The following is a 25753-nucleotide window of genomic DNA, read 5'->3' as shown; positions in this document are numbered from 1 at the left end:
GTATGGCTGCGCTAGGTGGTCGGTTGTCCGCCGCTCGTTTGACCATGCAAACGGCTGCATGCTGGCGCGCAGCTGGGCCGCGCACTCGGGCGTTGCGACGCAGAAGGCTGCGCGTTGGCCTGGGCAGACACGGATTTTTTGGTCCAGCTGGCGGCAGGTACAGCGCGCTGTGCGGTTTGCCTTGCCGGTTACCGTCATTTGAGCGAGGTGCACCTTCGGTGTTTGCACGCCGGACAAAAGCGCCGACATCTACGTTCGCAACGGTGCCTCTTTTTCAATGACGTGTGTGCAGGCGGAGCCCTGCGCATGTGTCGCAGCGCTCGGGCGACGTCATCGCTTGAGAGAACGACGCAGTCGACATGTCGGCTGCCGTCTACCGACGAAGGCAACACCTGAGCAGCCCTACGCCGCGCAGCGTGTCGCTCGTCGCCGCCAGCGCCGTGTCCGCATGCCTGCGTCGGAGGTAGCGAGCCGTGACGCCGCGTCGGACGGCGGCTCCCACGGCACAGCCGCGCCAGGCACTCAGCGTTTGCCGCGTGCCTTCGATGCCGCACCACGCGCCGGTGCGGGCCGCGGCTTGGTGGATGCCGCTGACGCTGGCGTTGCGGCCTGCTTGCCTGACGTGCGTCCCGACGAGGCGACCTTGGCTACGCTTGCTGGCGCCTTGGCCGCACGCGTGGGGCTGGACGTCGGTTTGACGGTGCGAGCTGTAGCTGCTGCTGCAGATGTCGATTTGGCGGCAGGCTTGGCAGCGGCAGCTGGGCGCTTGAGCGCCGGCTTGGCAGCGGGTTTTGCAGCGGCCTTGGGCGACTTGCCCGGCGTTGCAGCCTGGGTGCGGCGTGCACCCGACACCGGCGGTGTGCGCTTGGCTGATGCAGCGCTGTCTGCCTTGGCTGCAGTGCGCGTTGGGCGTGACGCACGCTGGCTGCTGGGTGCAGGCACGGGCGCGGAAGAAGTCGCTGCAGTGGCCGGCTTGCCCTTGCCCCGACGCGTCGGTGACGCGGAGATCGCTTCAGTTGGTGCAGCGATCGCCGCGCCCGCTGCCGCCTGCTCGTCTGCCTCGCGGTCTGAGGGTGCATCGCCCACCGCCGCTGCGTGGCGTTGCTGCGCCGCCGTGGCTGGCGGCTCGGCCTGCGAGGCCGCGGGTTCCTCGCCACGCGAGCGCTCGGGCAATTTCAGCCGCTGCGCCTGTTCGTCGTACTCGATCAGCAATACGCCGGAGTTGTGGCGGCCACTGATTTCCACAAAGCATGCGCCACCGATGAACGGCTCCAGCGTCATCACCGATTTAAGCGGCGTGGCCACCACCATCTGGAAGCCGAAGTTTTCGAAGATGTTCATCGCCAGCGCGGTGAATTCGTTGTCGGCCTTGTCGAAGGCTTCGTCCAGCACCACCGCGCAATAGCGCGGCAGTTCGCCATCTTCGCCGCCGAGTTGGTAGCGCAGCGCTGCCGCCAGGCAGGTAGTCGCCAGTTTCTGCCGCTGACCGCCGGACTTGCCGGCGCCGCTGCGGTAGATCTCCACCTGCGCACGGCTCTGCGCGTCCAGCTCCACGCCGATGAATTCCACATGCAGGCGCACATCCAGCACCTGTTCGCGCCAGCGTCGCGCCTCCGGCTCCTGCGCGCCCAGACGCGCCACCAAGGTGCGCAAGGTGGCGAACTGCGCCTCGGCCAGCGCACGGTCTTCGGTCTGCTGATGCGACAGCACGGCGCGCAGCTGCTGCTGAAATTCCTGCACCTCGGCCAGTCGGCGGTCGCTGACCTCGATGGTCAGGATGGTGTCGCGGTTGAACGGCACCTGCTCTAGGCTGGCGTTGACTTCGTCCATGCGCTGCTTGATGCCCTTGTGGGCTTCGGCGGTGTGGCGCTGCAGGGCGAGCAGGTTGTTCTTGCTCTGGGTTTGCAGCAAATCGAAGAAGCGGTGCTCGTGACGCGGCAGGCCGTCGCTTTCCAACCGGTCCAGGCGCGCGAGGAAATCGTCGGCGCTGGACAGGCTCACGGTGAAGTCGCCGCTGTCTTCGGGCCACTGCTGGCAGTAGCGGCGGAAGCATTCGAGCAACTGCGCGCTGAGCCGGCTGTCGCGGCCCTGGCTTTCGGCCAGCTGCTCGGCCAGGCCGCGTTCGACCACGCGGAAGTGCGCTTCCAGATTGTCCAGCGACAGCGGTGCCAGCGCGGCCAGGCGTTCGTGCAGGCCCTGCAACTGAGTGGGAGTGAGCGCGGCGGTGCCGGCACGGCCTGCGCCGCCGGCCTGTTGCTGCTCCAGGCGGACGCGCTCGCGCGCCAGCTGTGCGCGTTCCAGGCGCACGTCCTCGAAGGTGCGCTTGGCCTGATCGCGCAGCGTGCGCGCAGTCTCGATGGCCTGGCCCAAGGCACGCAGGCCGCTGTCGCCTTCGCGCAGCTGCTGCAGCTGTTCGTCGATATCGGTCAGGCGCTGCAGCTTGGGGCCGACGTCGATCTCGTCCCAGTCGCGCTCCACCAGCGTGTGCGCGGCCAGCTGTTTTTCCTGGTCCTGCTCGCGTTGCTTGCGCAGCGCGGCCACGTCGGCTTCGCAGCTGGCGATGCGCTGCGCGAGCGCCTGCGCTTCGCGTTCGAACACCTTGAGCTTGTCGCGGTTGTCGTGCCCCAGCAGCCAGCGCTTGCGGTCGTTGACGGCATGGCGGTCGTCCTTTTCATAGCGATCGCCGGGATGCTTGACCTGCCCTTCGCGGGTGATGGCGCGGTCGGCATTGCGCAGCGCGGCGGCGTTGTCCACGCAGGCGTAATCGAAGCGGCGAGTCAGCTCGTTGCGCAGCCAGTCGGTGAAGGCGTGCTCGCGCAGTTGCAGCTTGCCAGGTAGCGCATCGGGATCGACCCTCCGCGAATGCAGTTCGTCGTTGCGACGCACGCGGAAGTACACCAGGCGCGTGCCGATGTGGGTGCGGTTGACCCATTCGCTGACCTGCGCGTAATGCCGCTCGTCCACCAGCAACGACTGCGCAAAGCCGTGCAGCACGCGTTCGATCGCGCCGCGCCAGGCCACCTGGTCGGCGCGCACCTGCAGCAGCTCGCCGACGAAGGGCAGCGCGGATTCGGCGATGCCGGTGTCTTCGCATAAGCGCGCGCGCAGTGCCTGCATCGGTGCGGGCAGGCTGGACGGCGCCTTCTTCAGCGCATCGAGTTCGCTACGGATGTCCGCAAAGCGGCGCTCGTCGTCGCGGCGCTCGCCCATGCGCTCGGCAATGGCCTCGTCCAGCGCGCTGGCGTGCTGTTTGCCGCCATCGAGCACGCTCTGGGCATGCGCCACCTGCGCGGCAAAGCCACTGGCGCCGGCTGCCAGCGCAGTGCCGAGCTGGCGGCAGGCCTGTTCGATCTGTGCGCGGCGGCGCAGGCGCTCGTCGCGCTCGCGCTCCACCCGCACACGCTCGCGTTCGAGTTCTTCGATCTGCTCGCCACCGGCGGCGCGTTGCTCGCGTTCCAGCCCGGCCAGTTTCTGCTCGTGGTTGTCCAGCGATTCGCGGCGCTGGCCTTCTTCGCCGGCCAGGCCGCGGTCCTGGCTGTCTAGCTCCAGCAGGCGCGCCTGCAGCAAGGCGACGCGTTGCTGCTCGCGGTAACTGTCCACGCCCAGCTGCAGCTCGCGCAGCTCACCGACGCTGCGGCGCAGGTCCATCAGCGCGGCATGGTGCGCGCGTGCCGGGCTGAGCGTTTCCACCTGGCGCCGCGCGGTGACCACGGCGTGGTGCGCGCCATCGAGCTCGGCGAAGTCCTCCACCAGCCGGTCGGCGGCTTCGAAGGTGCGCGGCTCATCCAGCATGAACCCGCGCAGGAAGGCATTGAGATCGCCCAGATTCTTGGCCGACTGGGTCTTGTGCAGCAGACGCAGCGCCATCTCGTTACTGATGCCCAGCGCATGCCGGAAGCGTTCGGCATAGCCGGCAAAGCCGTCGAAATGTGCCACGTCCTCGCCCAGACGCGCCTTAAGCTTGCGCAGGTCCAGGTCGAAGCCATCCAGTTCGCTGGCCACATCGAAGCTGCGCGGGGCCACCATGTAGTGGCGGCGCACATCGGCCGCGGCATTGCCGCTACCGGCGATCCAGAACAGCCGAATCAGGCTCACCGCCTCGCCCTGCGCGTTGCGGTATTCCAGCACCAGCGCCGTCCAGGTCGCGCCCTTGCGCAGGTACTGGGTGGCGATCTCGCCGGAGGCGCTGTCCTGCTGATCGGCCCACGCACCGCGCACGTACGACACCAGGCTGCGATCGCGCCCACTGCGCTCGGCCTCACGCGCGGCCGCGTTGAAATCCACGATGCTCGGTGGCGTCAGCAATGCCGACATCGCATCCAGCAAGGTGGACTTGCCCGAACCCGAGCGCCCGACGAACAGAAAACCCTTCTCGGCGATCGGCACCTCGGTCAACCCGTTGAACGTGCCCCAGTTGTGCACCTGCAAGCGCCGCATGCGGAACTGCTGCGCACGCTGCTCGGCCAGCGTCTCGGCAAACAAGGAAGCACCCGGCGACGCCGGCGACAGGTTGGACTGGGAATTCATTGCTCACTCACCAAAACAGAACGACAGGGACACCAAGGACAGACCATTACGAACGGTGACGCATTTTTGTGGGGCGGTGGTGCGGGATGCGGGTAGGTAGGAGTTAGGCAGGAATACGGATGGGGCAAGGGGACGGCTTCGCGACCAAGGTCGCTCCTACAACAGCGTGGTGCTTGAACCAATTGCGGTGAAAGCCGGACGAGCGCGACAACCGCTGCGGATTGTCGAACACCTGTACCACTCACCTTTTCAACATCGCCCGATCGCGCGCCCATCGCTCCTTCTTCGTTTCTTCATTTCTTCGTGACTGCTTTGCTGCTTTGCTGCTTTGCTGCTTTGCTGCTTTGCTGCTTTGCTGCTTTGCTGCTTTGCTGCTTTGCTGCTTTCAGCAGTGTGTTGCAGATACAGGCCCCGCTTGTTGCTGTTGTTGTTGTTGCTGTTGCTCTTGTTGCTCTTGTTGCTGTTGCTGTTGCTGTTGTTGCTGTTGCTGTTGCTGTTGTTGTTGTTGCTGTTGCTGTTGCTGTTGCTGTTGTTGTTGTTGCTGTTGCTGTTGCTGTTGCCGTTGCCGTTGCCGTTGCCGTTGCCGTTGCTTGCGCAGTTTGCAGTCGGGGCCCCATACCGCAGCGGCAAGGCTGGCAGATACAACCCGCAGGGCGGCGCGCAGGGATGCGCGACGTTTTTGTAAGGGACACGGATGTCCCTTACAAAAATTTCTGCCGGACTTGCGCACCCGCAGCGCCTTGGCGCGGAGGGCGCGAGGACGGGGTGTGCTTTCTTTTGGTTACTTTTCTTTGCACAAGCAAAGAAAAGTGACTCGCGCCCGCAAGGGCGTGAAAGCTCTTGCCCTACCCGCTCACAGCCAAACATCAGTCAACCCGCACAACACCACACACCACCTGGCACCGCACCCTCATCCGCCCTTCGGGCACCTTCTCCCGATGGGAGAAGGGAGATGCCGTCACAGGTGCAGAAACAACCCGCACAGCACCACACACCGCCTGGCACCTCACCTCATCCGCCCTTCGGGCACCTTCTCCCGATGGGAGAAGGGAGATGCCATCCCAGGTGCAGAAACAACCCGCACAACACCACACACCGCCTGACACCGCACCCTCATCCGCCCTTCGGGAACCTTCTCCCGGAGGGAGAAGGAAGATGGCGTCCCAGGCGCAAACGGCATCACTCCAACGCAACCTCCCCCTCTCGCAACTCCCGATACGCCACCACCAACGCCTGCACATCCTCCGCCGAGAACAACAGCTTCAACACCGGCGACACCTCGTAACGCTCCTCGCTGCCGCGCAACCGCGACAGCAACTGGTTGTCGCGCATCTTGCCGATCGCCGTCATCACCCGCCGCGTGAACCCGGCCTTGTCGGTGGACACGTTCTTTTCGTACACCGACAACGCCTCCACCAGCTGCGTCTCGTCCACCACCGCGCGTTCGCCGCGCGTATCGGCCTCGGCCAGTTGCTGGCGCAGGAACAGCAGCAGCACCGACTCGATGAAGGTCAGCGGCGCGCTGCGCAGCAAGCTGGGCGATTCCAGTTCGGCGGTGTCGGCCTGACGGGTGAACGCCACCCCGCCTTCGCGGTCCAGCACCAGCTGCAGAAAGAGCTCGCACAACACCTGGCGCACTGCCGCTTCGTTGCGCAGCAGCGCCGGCCACAAGCTGCCGTGCCGTTGCGCGTCGATGCTGGGACCGGCCAACAGCTGACACAGCGCACGGCGTGCATCGAACGGCAGCGTGCCGGTGTCGCCCAGGAACAGTGCGCCACCGGGCGCGGCGTTGGCGGCATCGCTCGCTGGCAGCGTCAATGCGGCATCGCGGGCGTCGTCGTTGTCGTCGTCCGCATCCAGCGGGGCCTGCTCAGACCAGTTCATTGCGTTTCTCCCGGGTAAACCACACCAAGGGAATGCGCGCGCGCCGCAAGATGCCGTCGCCGCCTTCCCATTGCACCATTTCCATGTGGCCTTCGATCACCACGCCATGGCGCGTGCCCAGCGACAGATAGCCAATCACGCTGCCAAGCCCCTGCGCGGCCGGGCGTTGCTGCAAGGCATCGCCGATGGTGAGCCGCGGCTGTTGCCCAAGCAGCACGTACAGATCGTTGCGCAGGGTGCGCAGATCGATCTCCGATTGCGCGACCAGGTCGCCTACGCTGTCCAGCGAGATCTCTGCCGCGTCTGCGGCATACACGCGGCCATCGACCTGGGTGAGCCGTGGATCGTGCAGCCGCCACTGCGACAGCGAGCGCAGGCGGCTGGCGCTCAGCGCCTGCGTGTAGCCGGTGGCGGCGGTGGCGTGCAGGCTGTCGCGCAGCTGCAGGGCTTCGCCCTGCGCCTGCTTGAGCAACTGATTGAGGCGGCGCTGTTCCAGATAGCCGCGGCTCTGCACAAACCCGCGCAGGCTACGCGCGAAGTGCTGCATCACCGTGTGCACCTCGCCGCCGCGCTCCAGCAGCGTGCCGGTGAGCCCACGCAGGAAGGCGCGTTCGCGGCGGTCTAGCTTGCGTGCGAAGCCGCGTGCGAGCAGCGCGTCCAGCGCGTTGTCCAGCTGGCTGCTCTGCTGGGTGTCGTTGAGCAGGCTCCAGAACGCCTCGAAGGTGCGCCCGGCCTCGCTGTCGGCAATCACGTCCACGCCGCTGAACAACTGCTCCAGCACATCGCCGCGCGTGCCTTCGTCATCGATGATGCGCTCGCGGAACTGGCGGTTGAGCTGCTCGAAGTCGTCGCGCACGCGGTGGAAGTCTTCGGCCAGTTCGTCGGCCAGATGGATCAGGTCGCGGGTGCGCTCCAGCGCGCGCTTACCGTCCAGTGCCGCAACCCGGCCGGCCGCTACGCGCTCGATCTCGGCATCGATACGGTCGCGTTCTTCGCGCAGCGCGGCCAGGCGCGTCGCCGGGTCAGCCTCGGTCTGGCCGGCCAGCTGCACCAGTTGCTCGATCACCAGCGACAACCGGCTTTCGGTGGCGCTGCTGCCGCTCTCGTGCAGGCCGGCGATGAAGCGGATGACCTGGGTGGCCGCACGCGAGAGTTCGTAGTCCTCTTCGGCCGCGCCTTCGGGCAGGCGCCGTTCCAGCCAACCCTGCGAGAGCCAATGCGCCAGATACGCCTGCGCGGTGCGTGGCAACTCGCGCGAGAGTTCATCGCCGCGCAATGCATCCAGCTGGCGCTGCAGGCGCGCATGCAGCACCGCCGACGGCAGCCGGCGCTCGCCGTCCAGCAACAGGGTCTGCAGCAGGCCGATCAGCTCCGGGGCGTGATCGGCGGCGAGCAATTTCCACGCCGGCTGGTCGCGCAACTGGCGGTAGCCGGCAATCCGTGCCTGGTGCTTCATGGCGACTGCAGGGGCTGCCTCAACGCTTGCCGCCTACTTCGAGGAACTGCAGGAATTCGGCGCGGGTGCGCGCGTCTTCGCGGAAGCTGCCCAGCATCTTGGAAGTGACCATGCTGACGCCGCGCTTGTGGATGCCGCGGGTGGTCATGCACTCGTGTGAGCCTTCGACCACCACGCCGACGCCGCGCGGTTGCAGCACGTCCTGGATGCACTGGGCGATCTGCGCGGTCATCTTTTCCTGCACCTGGAAGCGGCGCGCGTAGCTTTCCACCACGCGGGCCAGCTTGCTGATGCCCACCACCTTGCCGCTGGGCAGGTAGCCGACGTGCACCTTGCCGATGATCGGCGCCATGTGGTGCTCGCAATGGCTTTCGTAGGAAATATCGCGCAGCACGATCAGTTCGTCGTAGCCGGCGACTTCCTCGAAGGTGCGTTCCAGGTATTCGCGCGGTTCTTCGCGGTAGCCGCTGAACCAGTCGCCATAGGCTTCGGCGACACGGCGCGGGGTATCCAACAGGCCTTCGCGGGCCGGATCTTCGCCGGCCCAGCGCAGCAGGGTGCGCACGGCATCTTCGGCCTGGGCCTGGGTAACGGAGGAATCGGGCTGGTCGGACTGGCTCATGCGCAGGTGCACCCAAAGGGGGCGAGCATGGTACCCGAGGACGGGCCGGCGGCCCCAGTGGCGGTTGTGGCCGCTGGGCCGGGTTCAGTGACTATTGATTCATTGTTGAATTGATAGCATCCTAACTATTATGACGCTTAGCACTCTCTCTCCCCGCGCCCAGCTCAGCTCCGGCCTGTTGGTCGCCGCCCGCCAGTGGCAGCGGCTGGCCGACCAGGCCTTTGCCGAATTCGGCCTGTCCAGCGCCTGCACCGGCCCGCTGCTGATGATCGGACGCTCCGGCGGCGGTATCCGGCAGGTGGCGCTGGCACAGCAGCTGGGCATGGAAGGCCCCTCGCTGGTGCGCCTGCTCGACAAGCTCTGCACACAGGCGCTGGTGCGCCGCGAGGCAGACAGCAGCGACCGCCGCGCCAACCAGCTGTGGCTCACCGACGCTGGCCATGCGCTGGTCGGGCGCATCGAGATCCGCCTGGATGCGCTGCGCGCCGAGGTCTTCGGCGCGCTCAGCGAAGCGCAGGTGCAGACCGTGCTGACGCTGTGGGAGCAGATCGCGCAGGCGCATGCGCGGCTGAGTCAGCCCGACTGAGTCAGCTATCAGGCGTCGTCCTGCGACGCCGGTTGTGACGTTCCGAAGGCCCTGGCGCGCGTGCTGCGCTGCGCCGGGCGTGGTTGTTTCCCTTTCCCAGGATGTGCCCGATGTACGGCGAATTCAGTCTCTACGGTGTGTTCGTTCCCACCTTGCTGGCGTTGATGACGCTGGCCTACCTGCTCAACAGCGCCATCGGCGCGCTGCTGACCCGCGCCGGTGCGTATCGCCATGTCTGGCATCCGGCGCTGTTCAACCTGGCGCTGTACATCGCGCTGTTGGGCGGCCTGTTTTTCCTTACCCGTTGGATGCAATCGTGAAAAAGTTGATCAAGACCGCGGGGCCGGCGCTGCTGACCCTGGCAATGGTGGTGGTGGCCGCGCTGGTGCTGCAGCAGTTGTGGCGGTACTACATGGACGCGCCGTGGACGCGCGATGCGCACGTGGGCGCCGATGTGGTGCAGGTGGCGCCGGATGTGTCCGGGCTGGTGGAATCGGTGGCGGTGGACGACAACCAGGCGGTCAAGCGCGGCCAGCTGCTGTTTGTGGTGGACCGCGCGCGCTATGCGATTGCGCTGGAACAGGCGCAAGCCGCGCTGGCCGAGCGGCAGGCCACGCTGACCCAGTTGCGCCGCGAGATTGCGCGCGACCGCAGCCTGCAAGACCTGGTGGCGGCCGAAGATGCCGAGGTGCGCCGCTCGAACGTGCAAAAGGCGCAGGCTGCGATGGCCACCGCGCAGTTGGCGGTGGATCTGGCCCAGCTCAATCTGGACCGCACGCAAGTGCGCAGCCCGGCCGATGGCCATGTCAGCGACCGCACCGTGCGCGTGGGCGATTACGTCAGCGCCGGGCGTCCGGTGGTGGCGGTGCTGGATACCGGCTCGTTCCGCGTCGATGGCTATTTCGAAGAAACCCGCCTGCATGGCGTGCATGCCGGCCAGCGCGTGGACGTGCGCCTGATGGGCGAGCCGGTGACCCTGCACGGGCATGTGCAGAGCATCGCTGCCGGCATCGAAGACCGCTACCGCAGCGGTAGCGCCGGCGCGCTGCCCAATGTCACCCCGGCGTTCGACTGGGTGCGGCTGGCGCAGCGCATCCCGGTGCGCATTGCGCTGGATCAGGTGCCCACGCACGTGCAGCTGATTGCCGGGCGCACCGCCACGGTGACGATCCTGCCCGATGCCGCACCGGCGCCGTCTGCTGGCTCGCCTGCTCATGTGCAGGCAAAGGCCGCGCCATGAAGCGCCTGCGTCTGCTCGCTCTGAGCGCAGCCGTCACCGTGCTGGCCGCGTGCAGCACGGTCGGCCCCAATTACGCGCTGCCCGACCAGTCCGCCTACCAGCGGCCGGCCGCCAACGCGGCGTTTCTGGACACCGGCAACGACCAGGTGCAGCCCGGCGCGCCGCTGCCGGCACGCTGGTGGGCGCTATATCAGGACCCGATGCTCGATGGCCTGGTCGAACAGGCGCTGCACGACAACGTCGCGTTGAAGGTCGCCAGCGCCAACCTGCGCCGTGCCGCAGCGGTCTACGAACAGGCCATGGATGCCGGCGGCTTCGATTACGAGGTGGAAGCCGGCGTCAGCCGCGCGCAGGTGTCGGCCGAAGCCTTCTTGCAGGAAGAAAAACTGCCGGTGTTCAACCTTGCCGATGGCAAGTTTGGCGTGTCGTACCAGTTCGACCTGTTCGGCAAGCTGCAACGCGGCGCCGAGGCTGCGCACGCCGATACGCAGGTGGCGCAGGCCGCGATCGATCTGGCCCGTGTCAACGTGGCCGCGCAGGTCGCCGGCAGTTATGTGGAGATCTGCCACGCCAACCACGAACTGCATGTGGCCGAGCATTCGCTGCAATTGCAGCAGCGCAGCCGCGAGATCACCCAACGTTTGATCGCCGCCGGACGCGGCACGCCACCGGATCTGGCCCGCGCCACCGCGCAGGTGGCGATGCTGCAAGCCGCCCTGCCGCCGCTGCGCGCGCGCCGCCAGGCAGCCGGCTATCAACTGGCCGCTTTACTCGGCAAAACGCCCGGCGAAGTGCCTGCCGGTGTCGACCGCTGCGCGCATGCGCCGGCCTTGCAGCAACCCATCCCGATTGGCGATGGCCGCAGCCTGCTCGCCCGTCGCCCGGACGTGCGCCAGGCCGAGCGGCGGCTGGCCGCGGCCACCGCGCGTATCGGCGTGGCCACCGCCGAGCTGTATCCGGATATCCGCCTGGGCGGTTCGATCGGCGCCACCGGCCTGCTGGCGGACTTCGGTGAGCCGGCCACGCATGCCTGGTCGTTCGGCCCGCTGATTTCCTGGACGCTGCCGTCCAGCGGTGCGCGTGCCCGCGTGCGCGCCACCGAAGCCGGCGCCGATGCCGCGCTGGCGCAGTTCGACAACACCGTGTTGCAGGCGCTGCGCGAGGTGCAGACCACACTCTCGCGCTACGCGCAGGATCTGGACCGCCTGCATCTGTTGGAACAGGCGCAGCAACAGGCCGAACTGGCGTCGGCGCAAAACCGCCGGCTGTATCAGGGCGGGCGCACCCCGTATCTGTCCAGCCTGGATGCCGAGCGCACCCTGGCAACTGCCGACATGACCCTGGCCACTGCGCAGGCGCAGGTGTCGCAGGATCAACTCCAGCTGTTTCTGGCGCTGGGCGGCGGTTGGAATACCGACGCCCGTAGCGACGCCACCGCTGCCACTGCCGCGCCATGAATGCACTGCTGCGCGATCGCCAAGCCTGGCTGTTTTCGGTCAAGACCTTTGCCGCCTCGATCGCCGCGCTGTACGTGGCGCTGGCCGGCAATCTGTCACGGCCGTACTGGGCGATGGCCACCGTCTATATCGTCTCGCAACCGCTGCTCGGCCCCACCCGCGCCAAGGGCGTGTACCGCGTGCTCGGTACCGTGCTGGCCGGCGCGGCCACCTTGGTGATGCTGCCGAATCTGGTCGAAACGCCGCTGCTGCTAAGCGCGGCGATGGCGTTGTGGTTGTCGGCCTGCCTGTTTCTGGCGCTGCTCAATCGCGGCCCGCGCGGCTATGCGTTTTTGCTGGCCGGCTACACCACCGCGTTTATCGGCTTTCCTGCGGTGACTGCGCCGGAAGGCATCTTCGACACCGTGGTGGCGCGCAGCGAAGAGATCGTATTGGGCACGGTGATGGCGGTGCTTTTTGCCTCGCTGGTGTTCCCCGCTTCGGTGCGGCCGATGGTCACCGCACGCATCGGCGGCTGGATGCAGGACGCTGCGCAATGGTGCCGGCAGGTGCTGCAGCGTGGCCCCTCGCACACGCCGCGCAACCGGCTGGCGGCAGACCTGGTGCAGTTCGAGGCCTTGATCGCCTTCGTCCGTCACGACGACCCGCGGCATGCCAGTGCGGCGCCGGCGATGGAGCAATTGCGCGCGCGCATGCTGATGCTGCTGCCGGTGCTGTCGTCGATCGCCGATCGGCTGGATGCATTGCGGCGCGATGGGTCTGCACAGCCGCCCGCACTCAAGGCGCTGCTGGACGACGTCGCCGGTTGGGTGGATCAGCGCGAGGACGCAGGCAGCGATGCCAATGTCGACGCGTTGCGCGCACGCATCGCCGCGCTGCGCCCGGTAGTCGATCAGGACATCGAGCATCTGCTGCTGGCCAGCTTGCTGCTGCGTCTGGAAGAATTGCTCAACCTTTGGCAAGACTGCCGCGCGCTGGAACAGACGTTGCTGCGGGGCACCGCGCTGCCGGCGGCAAGACAGCCTGCAACAGCCGAATCGATGGACGCTGCGCAAGGCGATGCCGGTGTGCGTTCGCGCCTGCGACCCTCGCTGCTGCAACGCCTCGGCATATCGCGGCCCCAGACCGCCGATGCAGGCGTCCCTGCCAGCAGCGCGCGCCACATCGACTTCGGCATGGCGGCGTTTTCCGCGCTCAGCGCTGGCTTTGCGCTGCTGGCGTACTGCGTGTTGTGGATCGGCATCGGTTGGGAGGGCGGTGGCAACGGCGCGATGATGGCTGCGGTCACAGCCGCGTTCTTTGCCGCGCAGGACGACCCCGCACCCAGCATGGTGTCGTTTCTGACCTGGGCGGTGGTTGCCAGTGTGGTCGCAGGCATTTACCTGTTCGGCATCTTCCCTGCGATCCACGACTTCCCGATGTTGGTGCTGCTGTTGGCGGCGGTGTTTCTGCCCATCGGCGCCTTGCTGCATCGGCCCAAGAGCATGTTGATCGCGCTTCCGCTGGTGGTGAATCTCACCGCCCTGCTCAGCCTGCAGAACACCTACAACGCCAACATCCAGAGCTTCGTCAACGCCGCCGTGGCGATGGTGCTGGGGATCGGATTCGCGGTGGTGCTCACAAAGGTGTTCCGCTCGGTCGGCGCCGAATGGAGCGCGCGTCGCCTGGTCCGCCAGGCGTGGCGCACGCTGGCCGATGCCGCCGATGGCCATGGCGCGCAGGACCGCCACCAGTTCGCCGCGCGTATGCTGGATCTGCTCGGCTTGCTCGCGCCCAGGTTGGCGTTGGCGCCGGAAGGCAGCGACCTGGCATCGATGGATATGCTCAGCGAAGTCCGCGTGGGCTTGAACATCCTGCAGCTGCGCAGCGCACGGCACGGCTTGCCGCCATCGAGCGTGGACGCGGTGGACACCATCCTGGCCGACGTCGCCGCGCACTACCGGCAACAGATCGCGCACAAGCGTCCGTTGCCTGCACCGGATGCCCTACGTGCGCGGCTGGATGCCTCGCTGGCGCGCGTGGGCAAGGTGCCGGCGGGAACGCATCGCGATGACGCGTTGCTGGGGTTGATCGGGCTGCGTTACAGCGTGTTTGCCGAGATGGCACAGAAGGACGCAAATGCCAGACACCAGAAGCCTGATTTAGCCCCTCTCCCTGCGGGGCGATAAGGCACTGCCTGTGCGCCACTGGCGCGCGTGCCTTGGAGCGCCCGCGCAGCTGGCGCGTGCCGGAGCGCGGGTTGGGGTTGGGGTGTCCCAATGCACGACCGCAATATCGATGCTTCACCTTGGCGACGCGTGGCGACGCGTTCACCATGGCTGGCATGCTAGTCGCCTGAGGCGCCCCTCATCCGCCCTTCGGGCACCTTCTCCCGAAGGGAGAAGGGAGCTAGCTATCAAGCTTGCGGTTGCATCAACACCTCAGCGTTTGCGCTGACGCATCGCCGCTTCGTCATCCAGCCAGTTGCTGCCCTTGTTGGTCAGGAAGAACATGTACACCACCAACGACACCGCAATCACCGCGGTTGCGTAGATCACAAACTCGCTCACGTGACCGGTCTTCAACGAGGCTTGATACAGCAACGGCGCGGTGCCACCAAACGCGGAGTTCGCCAGTGCATAGCCCAGGCCAACGCCCAGCGCGCGCACATGGGTGGGGAACAATTCCGCCTTCACCACCGCATTGATCGAGGTGTAGCCGGTCAGGATCACAAAGCCCACGGTGAGGATCGCAAACGCGGTCAACCAGTCGGTCTGCTTGGGTAGCTCGGTCACGAGGAACCAGGTGTACAGCACGCCGCCGATGCCGAAGAACACCAGCAAGGTCTTGCGCCCCACGATATCCGACAGCCAACCGCCCACCGGCTGCATCAGCATCAGCACCGTCAACGCAACCAGGTTGATGATGGTGCCGGCCATCACGTCGCCACCGGCGAACGCGGTCTGGATCATCTTCGGGCCGGTCACCGAATAGGTGTAGAACGCGATGGTGCCGCCTGCAGTGATCAAGAAGCACAGCAACAGCGGACGCCACTGATTGACGAACAGCTCGCGCATCGAGCCGGACGCCTTGGCCTTGCCGGTGCGCGAATCGGCGATGGATTCAGAGCTCAGCGATTCGTCCATGGTCTGACGCAGCCAGAACACCACCAGCGCACCGATACCGCCCAGGCCGAACGCCACACGCCAGCCCCATTCGGACACTTGCGAAGCATCGAAGAAGTGCAGCATCACCAGCAAGGTGGTCTGCGCCAGCACGTGCCCGCCCACCAGGGTGACGTAATGGAACGACGACAAGAACCCGCGTCGGCCTGGAATCGCCGCCTCGGACATGTAGGTCGCGCTGGTGCCGTATTCGCCACCGGTCGCAAAGCCCTGCACCAGGCGCGCCAGCAGCAGGATGATCGGCGCGGCAATACCGATGGTGGCCACCGTTGGCGTCACCGCGATCACGAACGAGCACAGCGCCATCATCGACACCGAGATCGTCAACGCCAACCGCCGGCCGTAGCGGTCGGCAAAGCGACCGAAGTACCACGCACCGATCGGCCGCATCAAAAAGGTCATCGCAAAGATCGCCCACACAAACATCGTGGCGTTCTTGTCTTCCTTGGAAAAGAACTGCGATTCGAAATAGGTGGCAAATACCGAGTAGACGTAGACGTCGTACCACTCGACCAGGTTGCCGGCCGATCCCTTGAGCGTATTGGACACCGAGCGGCGAAGGCTACCGGGTGCTGCGCCAGAACCGGCGGCGATCGGAGACGAGGGGGGTGCGCTCATGCGGTCAGAACCTCTTCGGTGGGGCAGCCTGGGAGTATAGGTGCGCACTTGTGTGACGCATGTAAGCATTTCGGCGCATATACACCCGCAGACCCGGCTGCCGCGCGCCCGCTTCAGCCCGCTTTGGGCGTTGGCGCCGCAAGCGATTTGCCGTACATCCCCGACCGGTCGAAACAGCACGCACGCCGCTTGCCGGAGGCGAGCATGTCGCAGGCAGTAGCAATGCGCTTGATCCGCGTGTCGGCCTTCTTGCCCGAAGTGACCCAGAAGATCCAGTCGCGCCGCGCCACTGCCGTGATGGCGTCCCAGGTGGCCCGCGCGTTTGGCTGCGCGGCCAACGCGGTATGCAGATCGTCCGGCAGCACCGGCTCGGGTTCTTCGGCAACCGGCGCGATGTCCAGCGCCACCGTCTCGCCAGCGGCAACCCCGGCAGCGCGCTGCAGCGCGCGATCCACCTTGAGCCAATGCCCACCCTGCCCGTCCGGCTGCAACGTCGCCTGCACTGGATGCCCGGCAAACGTGCCCGCAATGGTCACCATGCTGCGCGACGGCAGCTTGTTGCTTGCCGTCGCGGGCAGCTGCAGAAACAGCCATGTGGCATCGGCCGGCGCTGCCGGTTGCAGCAGCGCCGCCTTGAAGCGGATGGTGGCGGCTGGCTTGACCATGGCGCGGACGATAGCACTGCATGGGATCGCGTTCGCTGCCGCGCAGTGCGCGCGTTGCGGGCGCCTGTAGAGGCCGATCGCCCACACTGCGACGCAGATAGATGGCGGTGCAAGCTGTAGCTCGCGATCGATGCGTCTGCAGCTTCGTCGCAAAGCGGCGAGCACTTCATGACACGCAGCGACTGGCCAGAAGACGCGCGGACGCCGCACGAGAAACGGACGCACTGCATAACCGCCGCACCAGACGCACCTGCCCGGCGCTCAGGCAGCCGCCTCTATCCCCACCTGTAAACTCAAGCGTCCAGGGCACACGGATCGTCCAGCGCAATCACCATGAGCAAGCATCACACTGAGACCAGTAAATTCCTCAGCTACGTCTTGCGGCATGCACCGGAATCCATCGGGCTGGCGCTGGATCGCGACGGCTGGGCAGACATCGACGCGTTGATCGCGGCAGCCAATGTCCACGGCAAAGCGCTGGATGCGGAGCTGATCGGCGCGGTGGTCTCCAGCAGCGACAAGCAGCGCTTTGCGCTGTCTGCCGACGGCCTGCGCATCCGTGCAGTGCAGGGTCATTCGACGGCGAGCGTGGCGCTTGCGCACGTGGCAAAGACACCGCCGACGCTGCTATACCACGGCACAGCAACGCGGTTTCTCGACGCGATCCTGCGCGAAGGCCTGCGCCCGGGCCAACGCCACCATGTGCATCTGTCCGCCGATCCGCAGACCGCCATGCACGTGGGCGCCCGCTATGGCACGCCGGTCTTGCTGATCGTCCAGGCCGGGCAGATGCATGACCAGGGCCTGCGGTTTTTTGAAGCCGACAATGGCGTGTGGCTCATCGACGCGGTACCGGTGGCGTTTCTGACCCAGGCCACCTGACCCGCGCAGGCCGGCAACTGCCGCCACGCGCAGCGGCATGTGGCACGGCACCACGGCAGTGCCTCGCACCGCAGCGCACGCGCCTGCCTTCACAACCCCCATGCCGCGCGCCTTGGCAGAATGCCGGCCGCTTGTGGCCGCAGTGGCAGGGGAATCGGAGTTGGATGCATGACATGGATCATCGTGGCCACCGTCGTCATCACCTTGCTGGTGGGGCTGCTGCTGCTCAACTTCGCCACACCTGAGAAGAAGCTCGAGCATATTCCGAGCCATTGCTACGACGTTTCGGACCCGCAGTTCAAACGTGAGATGTCGGTGTTGCTGGGGCCGGCGATCCTGCCCGGCAACAAGATCGAGGTGCTACAGAACGGGCACGAGATCTTTCCGGCGATGCTGGCCGCCATCCGCGCAGCGCAGCACACCATCACCTTCGAAACCTATATCTACTGGTCGGGCGAGATCGGCCGCGAGTTCAGCGAGGCGCTGTCCGAGCGCGCGCGGGCCGGCGTCAAGGTGCGCGTGACCATCGATTGGGGCGGCAGTCTGAAGATGGACCCGTCGTTGGTCGAAGAGATGACCGATGCCGGCGTGGAAGTGCACCGTTACCGTCCCCTCACCTGGTACAACCTGCACCGCGTCAACAACCGCACCCATCGCAAATTACTGGTGATCGATGGCCGCATCGGCTTTACCGGCGGTGTGGGCGTGGCCGATCAATGGATGGGCGATGCGCAGGACCCGGAGCATTGGCGCGACTCGCATTACCGCATCGAAGGCCCGGTGGTGGCGCAGGTGCAGGCCGCCTTCAACGACAACTGGATCAAGACCACCGGCCGCGTGCTCAACGGCGCCGAGTACTACCCGCAGCTGGCGACAGCCGGCGACAGCGATGCGCAGCTGTTCGTGGCCTCGCCGGCCGGCGGCAGCGAGAGCATGCACCTGATGTATCTGATCGCCATTGCCGCAGCACGCACGTCCATCGATCTGGCCGCGGCGTACTTCGTGCCGGATGCGCTGATCACCCGCTCGCTGCTGGAGGCGCGCAGCCGTGGCGTCAAGATCCGCGTGTTGCTGCCGGGCAAACATATCGATGCGGTGTCGGTGCGGCTGGCGTCCAAGGCCAGCTGGGAGCCGCTGCTGCAGGCCGGCATCGAGATCCACGAGTACCGGCCCACCATGCTGCACACCAAACTGCTGATCATCGACACCTTGCTGGTGTCGGTGGGCTCGACCAACTTCGACATCCGCTCGTTCCGCCTCAACGACGAGGCCAGCCTGAATGTCTACGACGCCACGCTGGCCGCGCGCATGACCGAGGTCTTCGATCGCGACCTGCAACGCGCCGAGCAGTACACGCTGGAACGCTGGCGGGCGCGGCCGCTGCGGCAGAAGCTGGGCGAAAAACTGGTGTTCCCGTTCCGTTCGCAGGTGTGATGCGACGCCACTGACGCCGCGCACCGCACCCGCTCACACCACTGCGGAAGCCGCGGCCTGCAACTGCAGCTGGCGCAGGCGCCACCACACCCCACCCACATGCACCAGCGAATACAGCACCAGTGCGGCGGCAATGCCCAAGGTCAGCGGGCTGGCCTGCGACCCGGCAGCGGCCGCACCCTCGCTGAAAGCACCGGAACCCCAGCGCCAGGCCAACCGGCCCAACAGCACCAGCATCAACGCGCCGCCGATCCATGGATTGGGCGTGTACCAGCCGCGGCCGTCCACCCATTCGGCGTGCGTGTAACGCAGCGACACTGCGCCCAGCCCGATGCCGGCCGCCGTTCCCAGCGCAACGCCCAGCCGCACCTGCGGTAATCCGTAGACCGCAAACGCCAGTGCGGCGGCGGCGATGACCAGCACGACCGCACGCACCGCAGTGCCCACCGGCTTCCACTGCTGGCGACCGAAGCTGCGGCGGATGCGCCGGTAGTAAATGAAGGCGATGGCCGCCATCGACAGGTACGGGGTAAACGGTGCGATGGCAGCAGCGGGCATGACCAATCCTGTGTGGGTGAAGTGACGGCTGCAGGATGAAACCCGCCGGTACCGCGAACAAGGTGCCAAGTGTCACTTTCTGCGGCCGGCGGCATACCTCACGGCGGCCGGCTCCTGGGTGCGTCGCTCTCCCGATCGCCGGTGCCACCGCCTCCGGTGAACGCCGCACACGCGCACGCCAGCCATTGCCACACGCGGATCAAGGCCGCGGCGGTAGACTTGCCGGCAGTACTCCCCCACCGCAGTGCCATGTCCGCCATCAAGCACCACGCCCAGACGCTGATCGATACGCTGCCCGACACGGCAGACTGGCAGGACGTGGTGCGCGTCGTGGGGGCAGCCAGCTTCCAGGCCGCGGTGCTGGACGGGATTGCCGCAGCCGACCAGGGCGCCATCACCGCACCGGCCCAGGTCACCGCACTGTTCGCCAGATGGGGCGTTGATGTTGCGGCGTGACTGGACCGTCCCGGCCGCCAAGCAGCTCGCCCACGCCCAGGATCATTACCACGCGCTCAACCCGACCATTGCCGCGGCGATGGCGCGGCATGTGCTGGACGCCACCCGCACCCTGGCCGAGCAGCCCGGGCGTGGCCACGCCGGCCGCGTGCCCGGTACCCGCGAGTGGGTGGTCAAGCACACGCCCTACGTGCTGGTTTACCGCGTGCGCGACGACGCGCTGCAACTGCTGCACGTCCATCTGGACCCCAGCGACTGGCTGCCCCGCAGCGAACCGCTGATCGAACGCATCGAGCCGTGGATCGCCGCGCTGATCAGCGCGCTGCTGCATGTGCTGATGCTGCTGATCCTGCTGTCCGCCTCCACCCCCAGCATGACCCCGCCGCAAGGCTCGGCCAGCGGTGGCCGCACCAAGGTGGATTTTGTCGGCGACACCGATCAGCCGCAGCAACCCACGCCCTCCCCGACGCCCACACCGCCCTCGCAGACGCCTGCGCCGGTGCAGCCGCCGCCGGCCGCCTCACCGCTGCAATCCACGCTGGTCCAGAACGCCAAGAACCCGGTGCCGCCGCAGGGCAACACCCGCCGCGGCAGCCTGGCCGAGCAGCGCCGTGCACAACCGGTACAACGCCCCACCCCGCCGCAACCGCCGGCCGAACCGTCATCGCCGCCGCAGCGCCGCCCCGAAACCTGGACCGGCCGCCCACCGGGCATGCTCGACGAACCGGCCGATGCCGCCGAAGACGGCAGCGCCAACACGCCCACCATCAGCGAAGGCCGCCGCCGCGACCGCAGCAACGCCCAGCCCAGCATGGATATCGGCGGCTTCCAGGTCTATTACGACGTGCGCAGCGAAACCCAGCTGCGCGCGTGGAAGGAACAGGGCATGCAGGAGATCGCCATCATCCTGCCCGGCACCCAGCAACGCATGGTCTGCCCGCTGGATGTCGCGCTCAAACGCGGCTCCAGCAAATGCCGCCTGCTGCCACCGGATTCGCCGGAACTGAAGAACATCGGCGACGCCCGCGAGGTCATCAACATGATGGAGGTCTACCGCCAGGGCGAGCCAGTCTGGCGCGGGCCGGGGCCGTATCGGTAATGCGTGGATCTGTGTCTGCCGCACACGTCGGCAGGCAATTCCGCTGTGCTCCAGAAACGCTCACCAAAAACCGCGGCAGCGTTGCCCATCGCCAGCACACCGCAACCGAACGCGCCGACCATTTAGAGCGGCTAACACAACGTAGCGAGCAGTCGTCAGGTGGGTGTGGACGGCGCGGAGGAGCCGGAGTGTACGCGTGGTACATGTCGCACCGACCACCAGCCGCGCCCACCTGGCGGTGAGCACAGTCGGTTTGTTAGCCGCTCTTAGTCAGCGCGTTCGGCGGCAATTCGTACGTCGCACAGATCAGCGCCCCTGGTCTTTGCCCAGCTGGGTGCCCAGTTTTCCATTGAACAGCGCCGGATCGCTGGTGACCAGGCAGTTATAGGGCTTGTCGCTGTTGAGGACGAGTACCGATGACTTGGCGCTCTTGAAATTCAGCCCGGTCGAAAACAGCACATAGGTATTGGGCAACGCGCTCGGGCGAAACGCACCGAAGGCATACTCGCCAGACAACCCCAACGGGGACAGCGGCACCGTCAGCATCAGCGGCTGTGTCACGACGGGCGAGGGAAGCGACGACGAGGCGGTCATGATCAGGGACTGCGCATCGATGGAATATGTGGTGGTGACCACCATTCCCAGATACTTGGAACTCGGCGCCGCAACCTGCTTGCGACATGCGGCAATGTCTTCCGGCTTCTTGTCTTCCTGCCCGCTCTGCAGCGTGGCGAAGACATGGGTCAGTGTGACCTTGTCCGTCCCGGTGACTGGTGCTGCAACGGCAGCGTCCATGCACAATGCGGCCACGGCCAGTGTGAGGCCACCTGTCGCAAGCGCACAGCGATAGCTGGATTTACTTTTCATTTCGATCACTCCTTGGTGTGTGATGCAAGGCTTCGGCAGAGGCTGTTAGCGCTGCCGCCACTTGCCCCTTGAATGAATATTCGCAACGGCACCTGTGCATAACGCCAAGCGGCAGATGATCGATTGCGTTCGATGACCTCTTGCGTATGCGTGGGAAGCACCACATCTACCGCATCCAGCTGGCTGCGCCCCTGGCATGTCAATCTTTGGAGACCGGCACGCGGCAAACCCGGCAAATCGTCTCAACAATTTCGTTGCGTGATGCAGTTGGGAATTAGGAAGCAAACGCGGCGACTTACACTGTTCACTTCAGGCATCAGTCGAGACGAACGACTATATGGAGCATTTAGGGGTCTACCATTTCTAGTCGTGCTACCGAAGTTTGGCCACCTATTTGACGAGATATGGATTACAGGAATGTCCAATCCACACATTTGGATGCGCCAAGATTGCGCTCTTTCCAAGTTAACCCTAACGACCCAGCTCACCCATGCGTCAAAGGCCAAGAGCGTGTAGTACGCTAGCCTCATCCGTTTTTAAGGAGGGTTGATGTCCTAGACTACCTGGGGAAAGCCCAAGACCTCTCGGGCATTTTATTCTAGTGATTAGTTGCATCAGGAGTCGCCATGCCACGCATCATGTTAAACGGTTGGGCTGCAACGCTCGCACTTATCTGGCTTGCGCTCCCGCTTTCGTCCTGCGCCAATACAGATACCGCACGCACCGCTTCGACACAGGAAGACACGATGAAATCAGGAGCCAGCCCGATGCTTGACGAGATTTATGCATCCAAAAAGCCCGTCCGATTCGAACAGGTCGACGTAAGCAGCACCGTTGCCAAGTACATCCCTTTGGGGGCGACGAAGTTGGTGGTGCTGGAGACATTCGGCAAAGCTCCAACGTCAAAGATTGTTGAAGACACTGCAGACAAGGTGGTCATCAGGGACAACAGGGGGCAGGCAATGCTTGATCCAGATGCACGTTCCATCGTGATGACGTTTTCTTTGGATACCGCCGGCAAGGTGACACACATCGACGCCGTCCACATCAAGAATCAGTAAGCCAACGGAGAACGTCATGGACGAGAAGATCGAAGTTGGATACCGCAACATCGGGGCTGCGCTGGGTAAGGAATACCACCACAAATTCCTTCTCTACACCGATAAGGAAGGCAACCAGCACACCATCAGCGGCTGGACCGGCGATGAGCACCCTGGACTGCCGTATGGGCGGATGCACGTCGAGGCTAACCTGCCCTATGACCGGGCCAACCCCGATCATCCGGACAACCCGAATGCGGTTGGACAAAAGCAATACCGCGAAGAGATCGCACACGGTGCGGACTTGTCAGCAACGTGGGTAAGCATGGTCGCCAATGCCAAGAGCAAGGATGACAACTACCCCTACGATCCCCAGTTGCAAAACTCCAACACACTGGCCGATAGCGTGCTGCGGGATGTGCGACTTCCGGAACCGAAGAACGACGGCGTTTTCGGCCATTGGGCGCCTGCATCGGGACGACAGCTCGACGAATCGATCCAGCCCTCGGTGCCAGGACTAGGCAACTCGGGACGCACCTTCAGCGCAGGTGGAGCACCTCTCGATCCGCAGCAAGAAGCACGGCTGCGTGATGACCCATTGTTCAAGCAAGCCTTGGCCGGGCTCGATAAGCTCGGCCCGGATGCCGGCATCTATACCAATCAGCAAGACAAGGAACGCATTGCGGGTGCACTTGCGGTCCAGGCCAAGCTCAATCGCCCGCCTCTACCCGAGATCCAGGACGTCATTCCTAGTCAAACGAACGGCAATGTTTTCGCAACGTACAAGAATCCTGGGAACGACATGGATGTGTTGCGCACGCATGTGGACAAAGCCGAAGCCGTCAATCAGCCCTTGGCCGAGAATCTGCAGAAACTCGAAGTTGCAAATCAGCAGACCGTGCAGACATCTACGCAAGAGACATCACGCGCAGTGGAACAACCAAGTCATGGTGCGCTTGGAATGCGGTGAGCAGCAGCTGGAAATGCGATTGTATTGCGCTGCTCCCTTAGCTCACCGACGCAGCACGCTTACAGCCACGGTTCCAGGCTGCCTGGCGCGTCGGCGTTGCTCATTTGAGCTGCTTGGCGACCGGAGTCGGCAACTCTAGATGCCCCCAGTGCATTGGACTTCCTCAGGCGCAATTACTCCCGTCGCTCGCGCCGCCGGAGTAAGTTTCACGTTAGTCAGATCGGATACGGTGACTAGATCTCGCGATTGCAGCACGCGCCACGCTGCAAACTGGCTACAGTCCGCCCAGGGCCGCCCCGCCCACTCCATCCATCTGCGTCTCAAAGGATCCGCATGTCCCTGCATCGTCTTGCACCTCGCCTTGGGCTGGCCGTTGGCCTGCTGTGCGCCTGCGCCGCGCACGCCGCCGAGCCGGTGGCCGCGCATCGCCTGCTGCGCGTCACCCTGGGTGGCGCCACCGACCAGCCCGTCTCCGGGCGGCTGTTGGTGTTTGCCACCCTGGCCAAGGACGCGCAGGCGCAGGCCAAGGACGGCAAGGTGGAGGCGGTGGATACCAACCCGTTCCGTCCTAGCGCCACGACGGTGGCCGCGCAGGAGGTTGCCGGGCTTGCACCGGGGGCCAGCGTGCAGATCGACCTGGACAACATCGCCTACCCGAACGGGTTCTCTGCGCTGCCGGCCGGTGCCTATCTGTTCCAGGCCGTGCTGGACCCGGACCACAGCTATGGCTACAGCGGCCGCGATGGCGGCGACCTGCTGAGCGCGGTGACGCCGGTCACCCTGGGCAAAAGCGCGCTGCCCGCATTGACGCTGAGCACACAGCTACCCGTCTCCGACGACCCGTGGCAGGTCTCGCCACGCGCACCGCAGGCTGTGCGCGATGCCGTGCCCGAGGCCAAGCTGCACACCACCGATGCCTCGATGGTCAGCCCGTCGCTGAGTGCGTTCTGGGGCCGGCCGGTCTCGCTGCGCGCACGCGTGCTCACCCCACCCGGCTATGACGCCAAAGCCCGCACGCGCTACCCAACCGTGTATGTCACCCACGGCTTCGGCGGCAACTACAACCGCTTTGCCGGCAGCATCGCCGCCACCTGGAGCGCGATGGCGGCCAAGCAGATGCCGCCGATGATCTGGGTGTTCCTGGATCAGGCCACGCCCACCGGAACTCACGAGTTCGCCGACTCGGTCAACAACGGCCCCTGGGGCACCGCGCTGACCGAAGAGCTGATCCCGGCGCTGGAGCGCCAGTACAAGATGGATGGCAAGGCCAGCGGCCGGTTTTTGACCGGGCACTCCTCCGGCGGCTGGGCCACGCTGTGGCTGCAGACGCGCTACCCCAAACTGTTCGGCGGCACCTGGTCCACCTCGCCCGATCCCAGCGACTTCCGCGACTTCACCGGCCCGGATCTGTACGCGCCCAATGCCAACGTCTACCGGCGCCCCGACGGCAGCCAGTTCCCGCTGGTCCGCGATGGGGGCAAGGTGGTGGCCGAGCTGGAAACCTTCGCCAAGCTCGAACGCGTGCTCGGCCCGTACGGCGGCCAGCTCACCTCGTTCGAGTGGGTGTTCTCCCCGCGCGGTGCCGACGGCCGCCCGGTGCCGATGTTCGACCGCGACACCGGCAAGGTCGACCCGGCCGTAGCGGCCTACTGGCGCACGCATTACGACATCGCCGCCCGCGTGGCCGCGCAGTGGCCCACGCTCAAGCCGGACCTGGACGGCAAGATTCACCTGATTGTCGGCACCGCCGACACGTTCTACCTGGACGGCGCGGCGCATAAATTCCAGTCGGTGCTGGACGGCCTGGGCGCCAAGAGCGACTTCCGCTATCTGGAAGGCCGTAGCCACTTCGACCTGTACAAGGAAGGCGACGACGGCAACGCCCTGATGAAGAAGATCGCCGCGGAAATGTACGCAGTGGCGCGACCGAAGCAGTAACTGCGCCTCCGCACCGCCGGCGCCGCCGTGTGGCGTCCCGGCGGTGTGCGTGAGGGGTTTCGCGCGGCTAATTAACGCGATATCTGCGCCTGCGCTGCAATACCGCACGGCGCAGCAGCGCGCTCGTGCAACTGCATGCAGGGCTGCTGCATGCAGCAACGCAGCTGCGCATCGCGATGCAGTGCGCCAACGTGCTGCGCACGACGCGCAAGATGCCTGGCATTGACCACACCGCGCGCATCTTCGCTCTCGCCACTGAGAGCAGCTAAAAACACGTCGCGAGCAGTCGT

At 65.6% G+C, this 25753-nt stretch carries 20 protein-coding genes, 1 other RNA gene and 1 pseudogene; 12 read left to right on the top strand and 10 right to left on the bottom strand.

The window, feature by feature from the left end; translation table 11 throughout:
* Positions 1 to 1065: 1065 nt before the first annotated feature.
* The 5 genes and pseudogenes from ABQZ00_RS23645 to folE form a co-directional block, all read right to left on the bottom strand.
* Positions 1066 to 4527, bottom strand: a pseudogene (locus ABQZ00_RS23645) (ATP-binding protein); the annotation flags it as partial.
* A gap of 249 nt (positions 4528 to 4776) precedes the next feature.
* On the bottom strand, positions 4777 to 5151 hold the full coding sequence (locus ABQZ00_RS23640) for a hypothetical protein (protein WP_323539242.1): 375 nt from the start codon (positions 5149 to 5151) through the stop codon (positions 4777 to 4779).
* A 555-nt stretch (positions 5152 to 5706) separates the two neighbouring features.
* Positions 5707 to 6411 (bottom strand): DUF4194 domain-containing protein, encoded by a 705-nt coding sequence (locus ABQZ00_RS23635; RefSeq protein ID WP_115559364.1) that lies wholly within the window; start codon positions 6409 to 6411, stop codon positions 5707 to 5709.
* Positions 6398 to 7867, bottom strand: a complete 1470-nt coding sequence (locus tag ABQZ00_RS23630; RefSeq protein WP_323539079.1) for a DUF3375 domain-containing protein — start codon at positions 7865 to 7867, stop codon at positions 6398 to 6400. Before ABQZ00_RS23630 ends, ABQZ00_RS23635 begins: the two co-directional genes overlap by 14 nt.
* Before the next feature lie 19 nt (positions 7868 to 7886).
* Positions 7887 to 8489: a GTP cyclohydrolase I FolE gene (gene folE / locus ABQZ00_RS23625; protein ID WP_055852376.1), complete on the bottom strand. Its 603-nt coding sequence runs from the start codon at positions 8487 to 8489 to the stop codon at positions 7887 to 7889.
* A 130-nt stretch (positions 8490 to 8619) separates the two neighbouring features.
* On the opposite strand from folE, the gene ABQZ00_RS23620 reads away from it, so the two are divergent.
* The 5 genes from ABQZ00_RS23620 (at position 8620) to ABQZ00_RS23600 (ending at position 13940) form a co-directional block, all read left to right on the top strand.
* The gene (locus ABQZ00_RS23620) at positions 8620 to 9075 is read left to right on the top strand and encodes a MarR family winged helix-turn-helix transcriptional regulator (RefSeq protein WP_055852379.1); all 456 of its coding nucleotides are present in this window, start codon (positions 8620 to 8622) and stop codon (positions 9073 to 9075) included.
* A 101-nt stretch (positions 9076 to 9176) separates the two neighbouring features.
* Positions 9177 to 9395, top strand: a complete 219-nt coding sequence (locus ABQZ00_RS23615; protein ID WP_074052590.1) for a DUF1656 domain-containing protein — start codon at positions 9177 to 9179, stop codon at positions 9393 to 9395.
* Positions 9392 to 10315 (top strand): efflux RND transporter periplasmic adaptor subunit, encoded by a 924-nt coding sequence (locus tag ABQZ00_RS23610; protein ID WP_323539080.1) that lies wholly within the window; start codon positions 9392 to 9394, stop codon positions 10313 to 10315. The genes ABQZ00_RS23615 and ABQZ00_RS23610 overlap by 4 nt, the downstream gene beginning before the upstream one ends.
* On the top strand, positions 10312 to 11772 hold the full coding sequence (locus tag ABQZ00_RS23605; RefSeq protein WP_115552338.1) for an efflux transporter outer membrane subunit: 1461 nt from the start codon (positions 10312 to 10314) through the stop codon (positions 11770 to 11772). Before ABQZ00_RS23610 ends, ABQZ00_RS23605 begins: the two co-directional genes overlap by 4 nt.
* Entirely contained in the window at positions 11769 to 13940 is a 2172-nt protein-coding gene (locus tag ABQZ00_RS23600; RefSeq protein WP_323539081.1) for an FUSC family protein, read from the top strand. The genes ABQZ00_RS23605 and ABQZ00_RS23600 overlap by 4 nt, the downstream gene beginning before the upstream one ends.
* 252 nt (positions 13941 to 14192) lie before the next feature.
* Here the strand turns inward: ABQZ00_RS23600 and ABQZ00_RS23595 are convergent, their stop codons facing one another.
* Positions 14193 to 15554, bottom strand: a complete 1362-nt coding sequence (locus tag ABQZ00_RS23595) for an MFS transporter (protein ID WP_055852391.1) — start codon at positions 15552 to 15554, stop codon at positions 14193 to 14195.
* A 113-nt stretch (positions 15555 to 15667) separates the two neighbouring features.
* Positions 15668 to 16219: a YdeI/OmpD-associated family protein gene (locus tag ABQZ00_RS23590; protein ID WP_323539082.1), complete on the bottom strand. Its 552-nt coding sequence runs from the start codon at positions 16217 to 16219 to the stop codon at positions 15668 to 15670.
* A gap of 333 nt (positions 16220 to 16552) precedes the next feature.
* Between ABQZ00_RS23590 and ABQZ00_RS23585 the strand changes: the two genes are divergently transcribed.
* Entirely contained in the window at positions 16553 to 17101 is a 549-nt protein-coding gene (locus tag ABQZ00_RS23585; RefSeq protein WP_323539083.1) for an RNA 2'-phosphotransferase, read from the top strand.
* Positions 17102 to 17269: 168 nt separating this feature from the next.
* Complete coding sequence (locus ABQZ00_RS23580; RefSeq protein ID WP_323539084.1) at positions 17270 to 18535, top strand: phospholipase D-like domain-containing protein; 1266 nt, start codon at positions 17270 to 17272, stop codon at positions 18533 to 18535.
* Positions 18536 to 18568: 33 nt separating this feature from the next.
* Here ABQZ00_RS23580 and ABQZ00_RS23575 read toward each other — a convergent pair whose 3' ends face one another.
* A complete protein-coding gene (locus ABQZ00_RS23575) occupies positions 18569 to 19093 on the bottom strand; it encodes a CcdC protein domain-containing protein (protein WP_323539085.1) in 525 nt (174 codons plus the stop codon).
* Positions 19094 to 19342: 249 nt separating this feature from the next.
* Here ABQZ00_RS23575 and ABQZ00_RS23570 point away from each other — a divergent pair, with 249 nt between their 5' ends.
* Positions 19343 to 19549: a hypothetical protein gene (locus tag ABQZ00_RS23570; RefSeq protein WP_055852407.1), complete on the top strand. Its 207-nt coding sequence runs from the start codon at positions 19343 to 19345 to the stop codon at positions 19547 to 19549.
* The gene (locus ABQZ00_RS23565; RefSeq protein ID WP_323526711.1) at positions 19536 to 20648 is read left to right on the top strand and encodes a type II toxin-antitoxin system RelE/ParE family toxin; all 1113 of its coding nucleotides are present in this window, start codon (positions 19536 to 19538) and stop codon (positions 20646 to 20648) included. The genes ABQZ00_RS23570 and ABQZ00_RS23565 overlap by 14 nt, the downstream gene beginning before the upstream one ends.
* A 129-nt stretch (positions 20649 to 20777) precedes the next feature.
* Here the strand turns inward: ABQZ00_RS23565 and ABQZ00_RS23560 are convergent.
* Both ABQZ00_RS23560 and ABQZ00_RS23555 read right to left on the bottom strand, forming a co-directional pair.
* Positions 20778 to 20853, bottom strand: a non-coding RNA gene (locus ABQZ00_RS23560) — sX9 sRNA.
* Between the two features lie 101 nt (positions 20854 to 20954).
* Positions 20955 to 21443: a hypothetical protein gene (locus ABQZ00_RS23555; protein WP_323539243.1), complete on the bottom strand. Its 489-nt coding sequence runs from the start codon at positions 21441 to 21443 to the stop codon at positions 20955 to 20957.
* A gap of 698 nt (positions 21444 to 22141) precedes the next feature.
* On the opposite strand from ABQZ00_RS23555, the gene ABQZ00_RS23550 reads away from it, so the two are divergent.
* The 3 genes from ABQZ00_RS23550 to ABQZ00_RS23540 all read left to right on the top strand — a co-directional run bounded on the left by ABQZ00_RS23550 (position 22142) and on the right by ABQZ00_RS23540 (position 25463).
* Positions 22142 to 22576, top strand: coding sequence for a DUF6393 family protein (locus ABQZ00_RS23550; RefSeq protein WP_323539086.1), 435 nt, complete (start codon positions 22142 to 22144; stop codon positions 22574 to 22576).
* A 592-nt stretch (positions 22577 to 23168) separates the two neighbouring features.
* Positions 23169 to 23525, top strand: coding sequence for an XVIPCD domain-containing protein (locus ABQZ00_RS23545; protein WP_323539087.1), 357 nt, complete (start codon positions 23169 to 23171; stop codon positions 23523 to 23525).
* Positions 23526 to 23858: 333 nt separating this feature from the next.
* Positions 23859 to 25463: an alpha/beta hydrolase gene (locus ABQZ00_RS23540; RefSeq protein WP_323539088.1), complete on the top strand. Its 1605-nt coding sequence runs from the start codon at positions 23859 to 23861 to the stop codon at positions 25461 to 25463.
* Positions 25464 to 25753: the final 290 nt, after the last annotated feature.

The sequence above is a fragment of the Xanthomonas sp. WHRI 10204 genome, from assembly GCF_040202875.1.
Classification (GTDB): Bacteria; Pseudomonadota; Gammaproteobacteria; order Xanthomonadales; family Xanthomonadaceae; genus Xanthomonas.
This window is presented reverse-complemented; position numbering and strand designations above follow the sequence as displayed.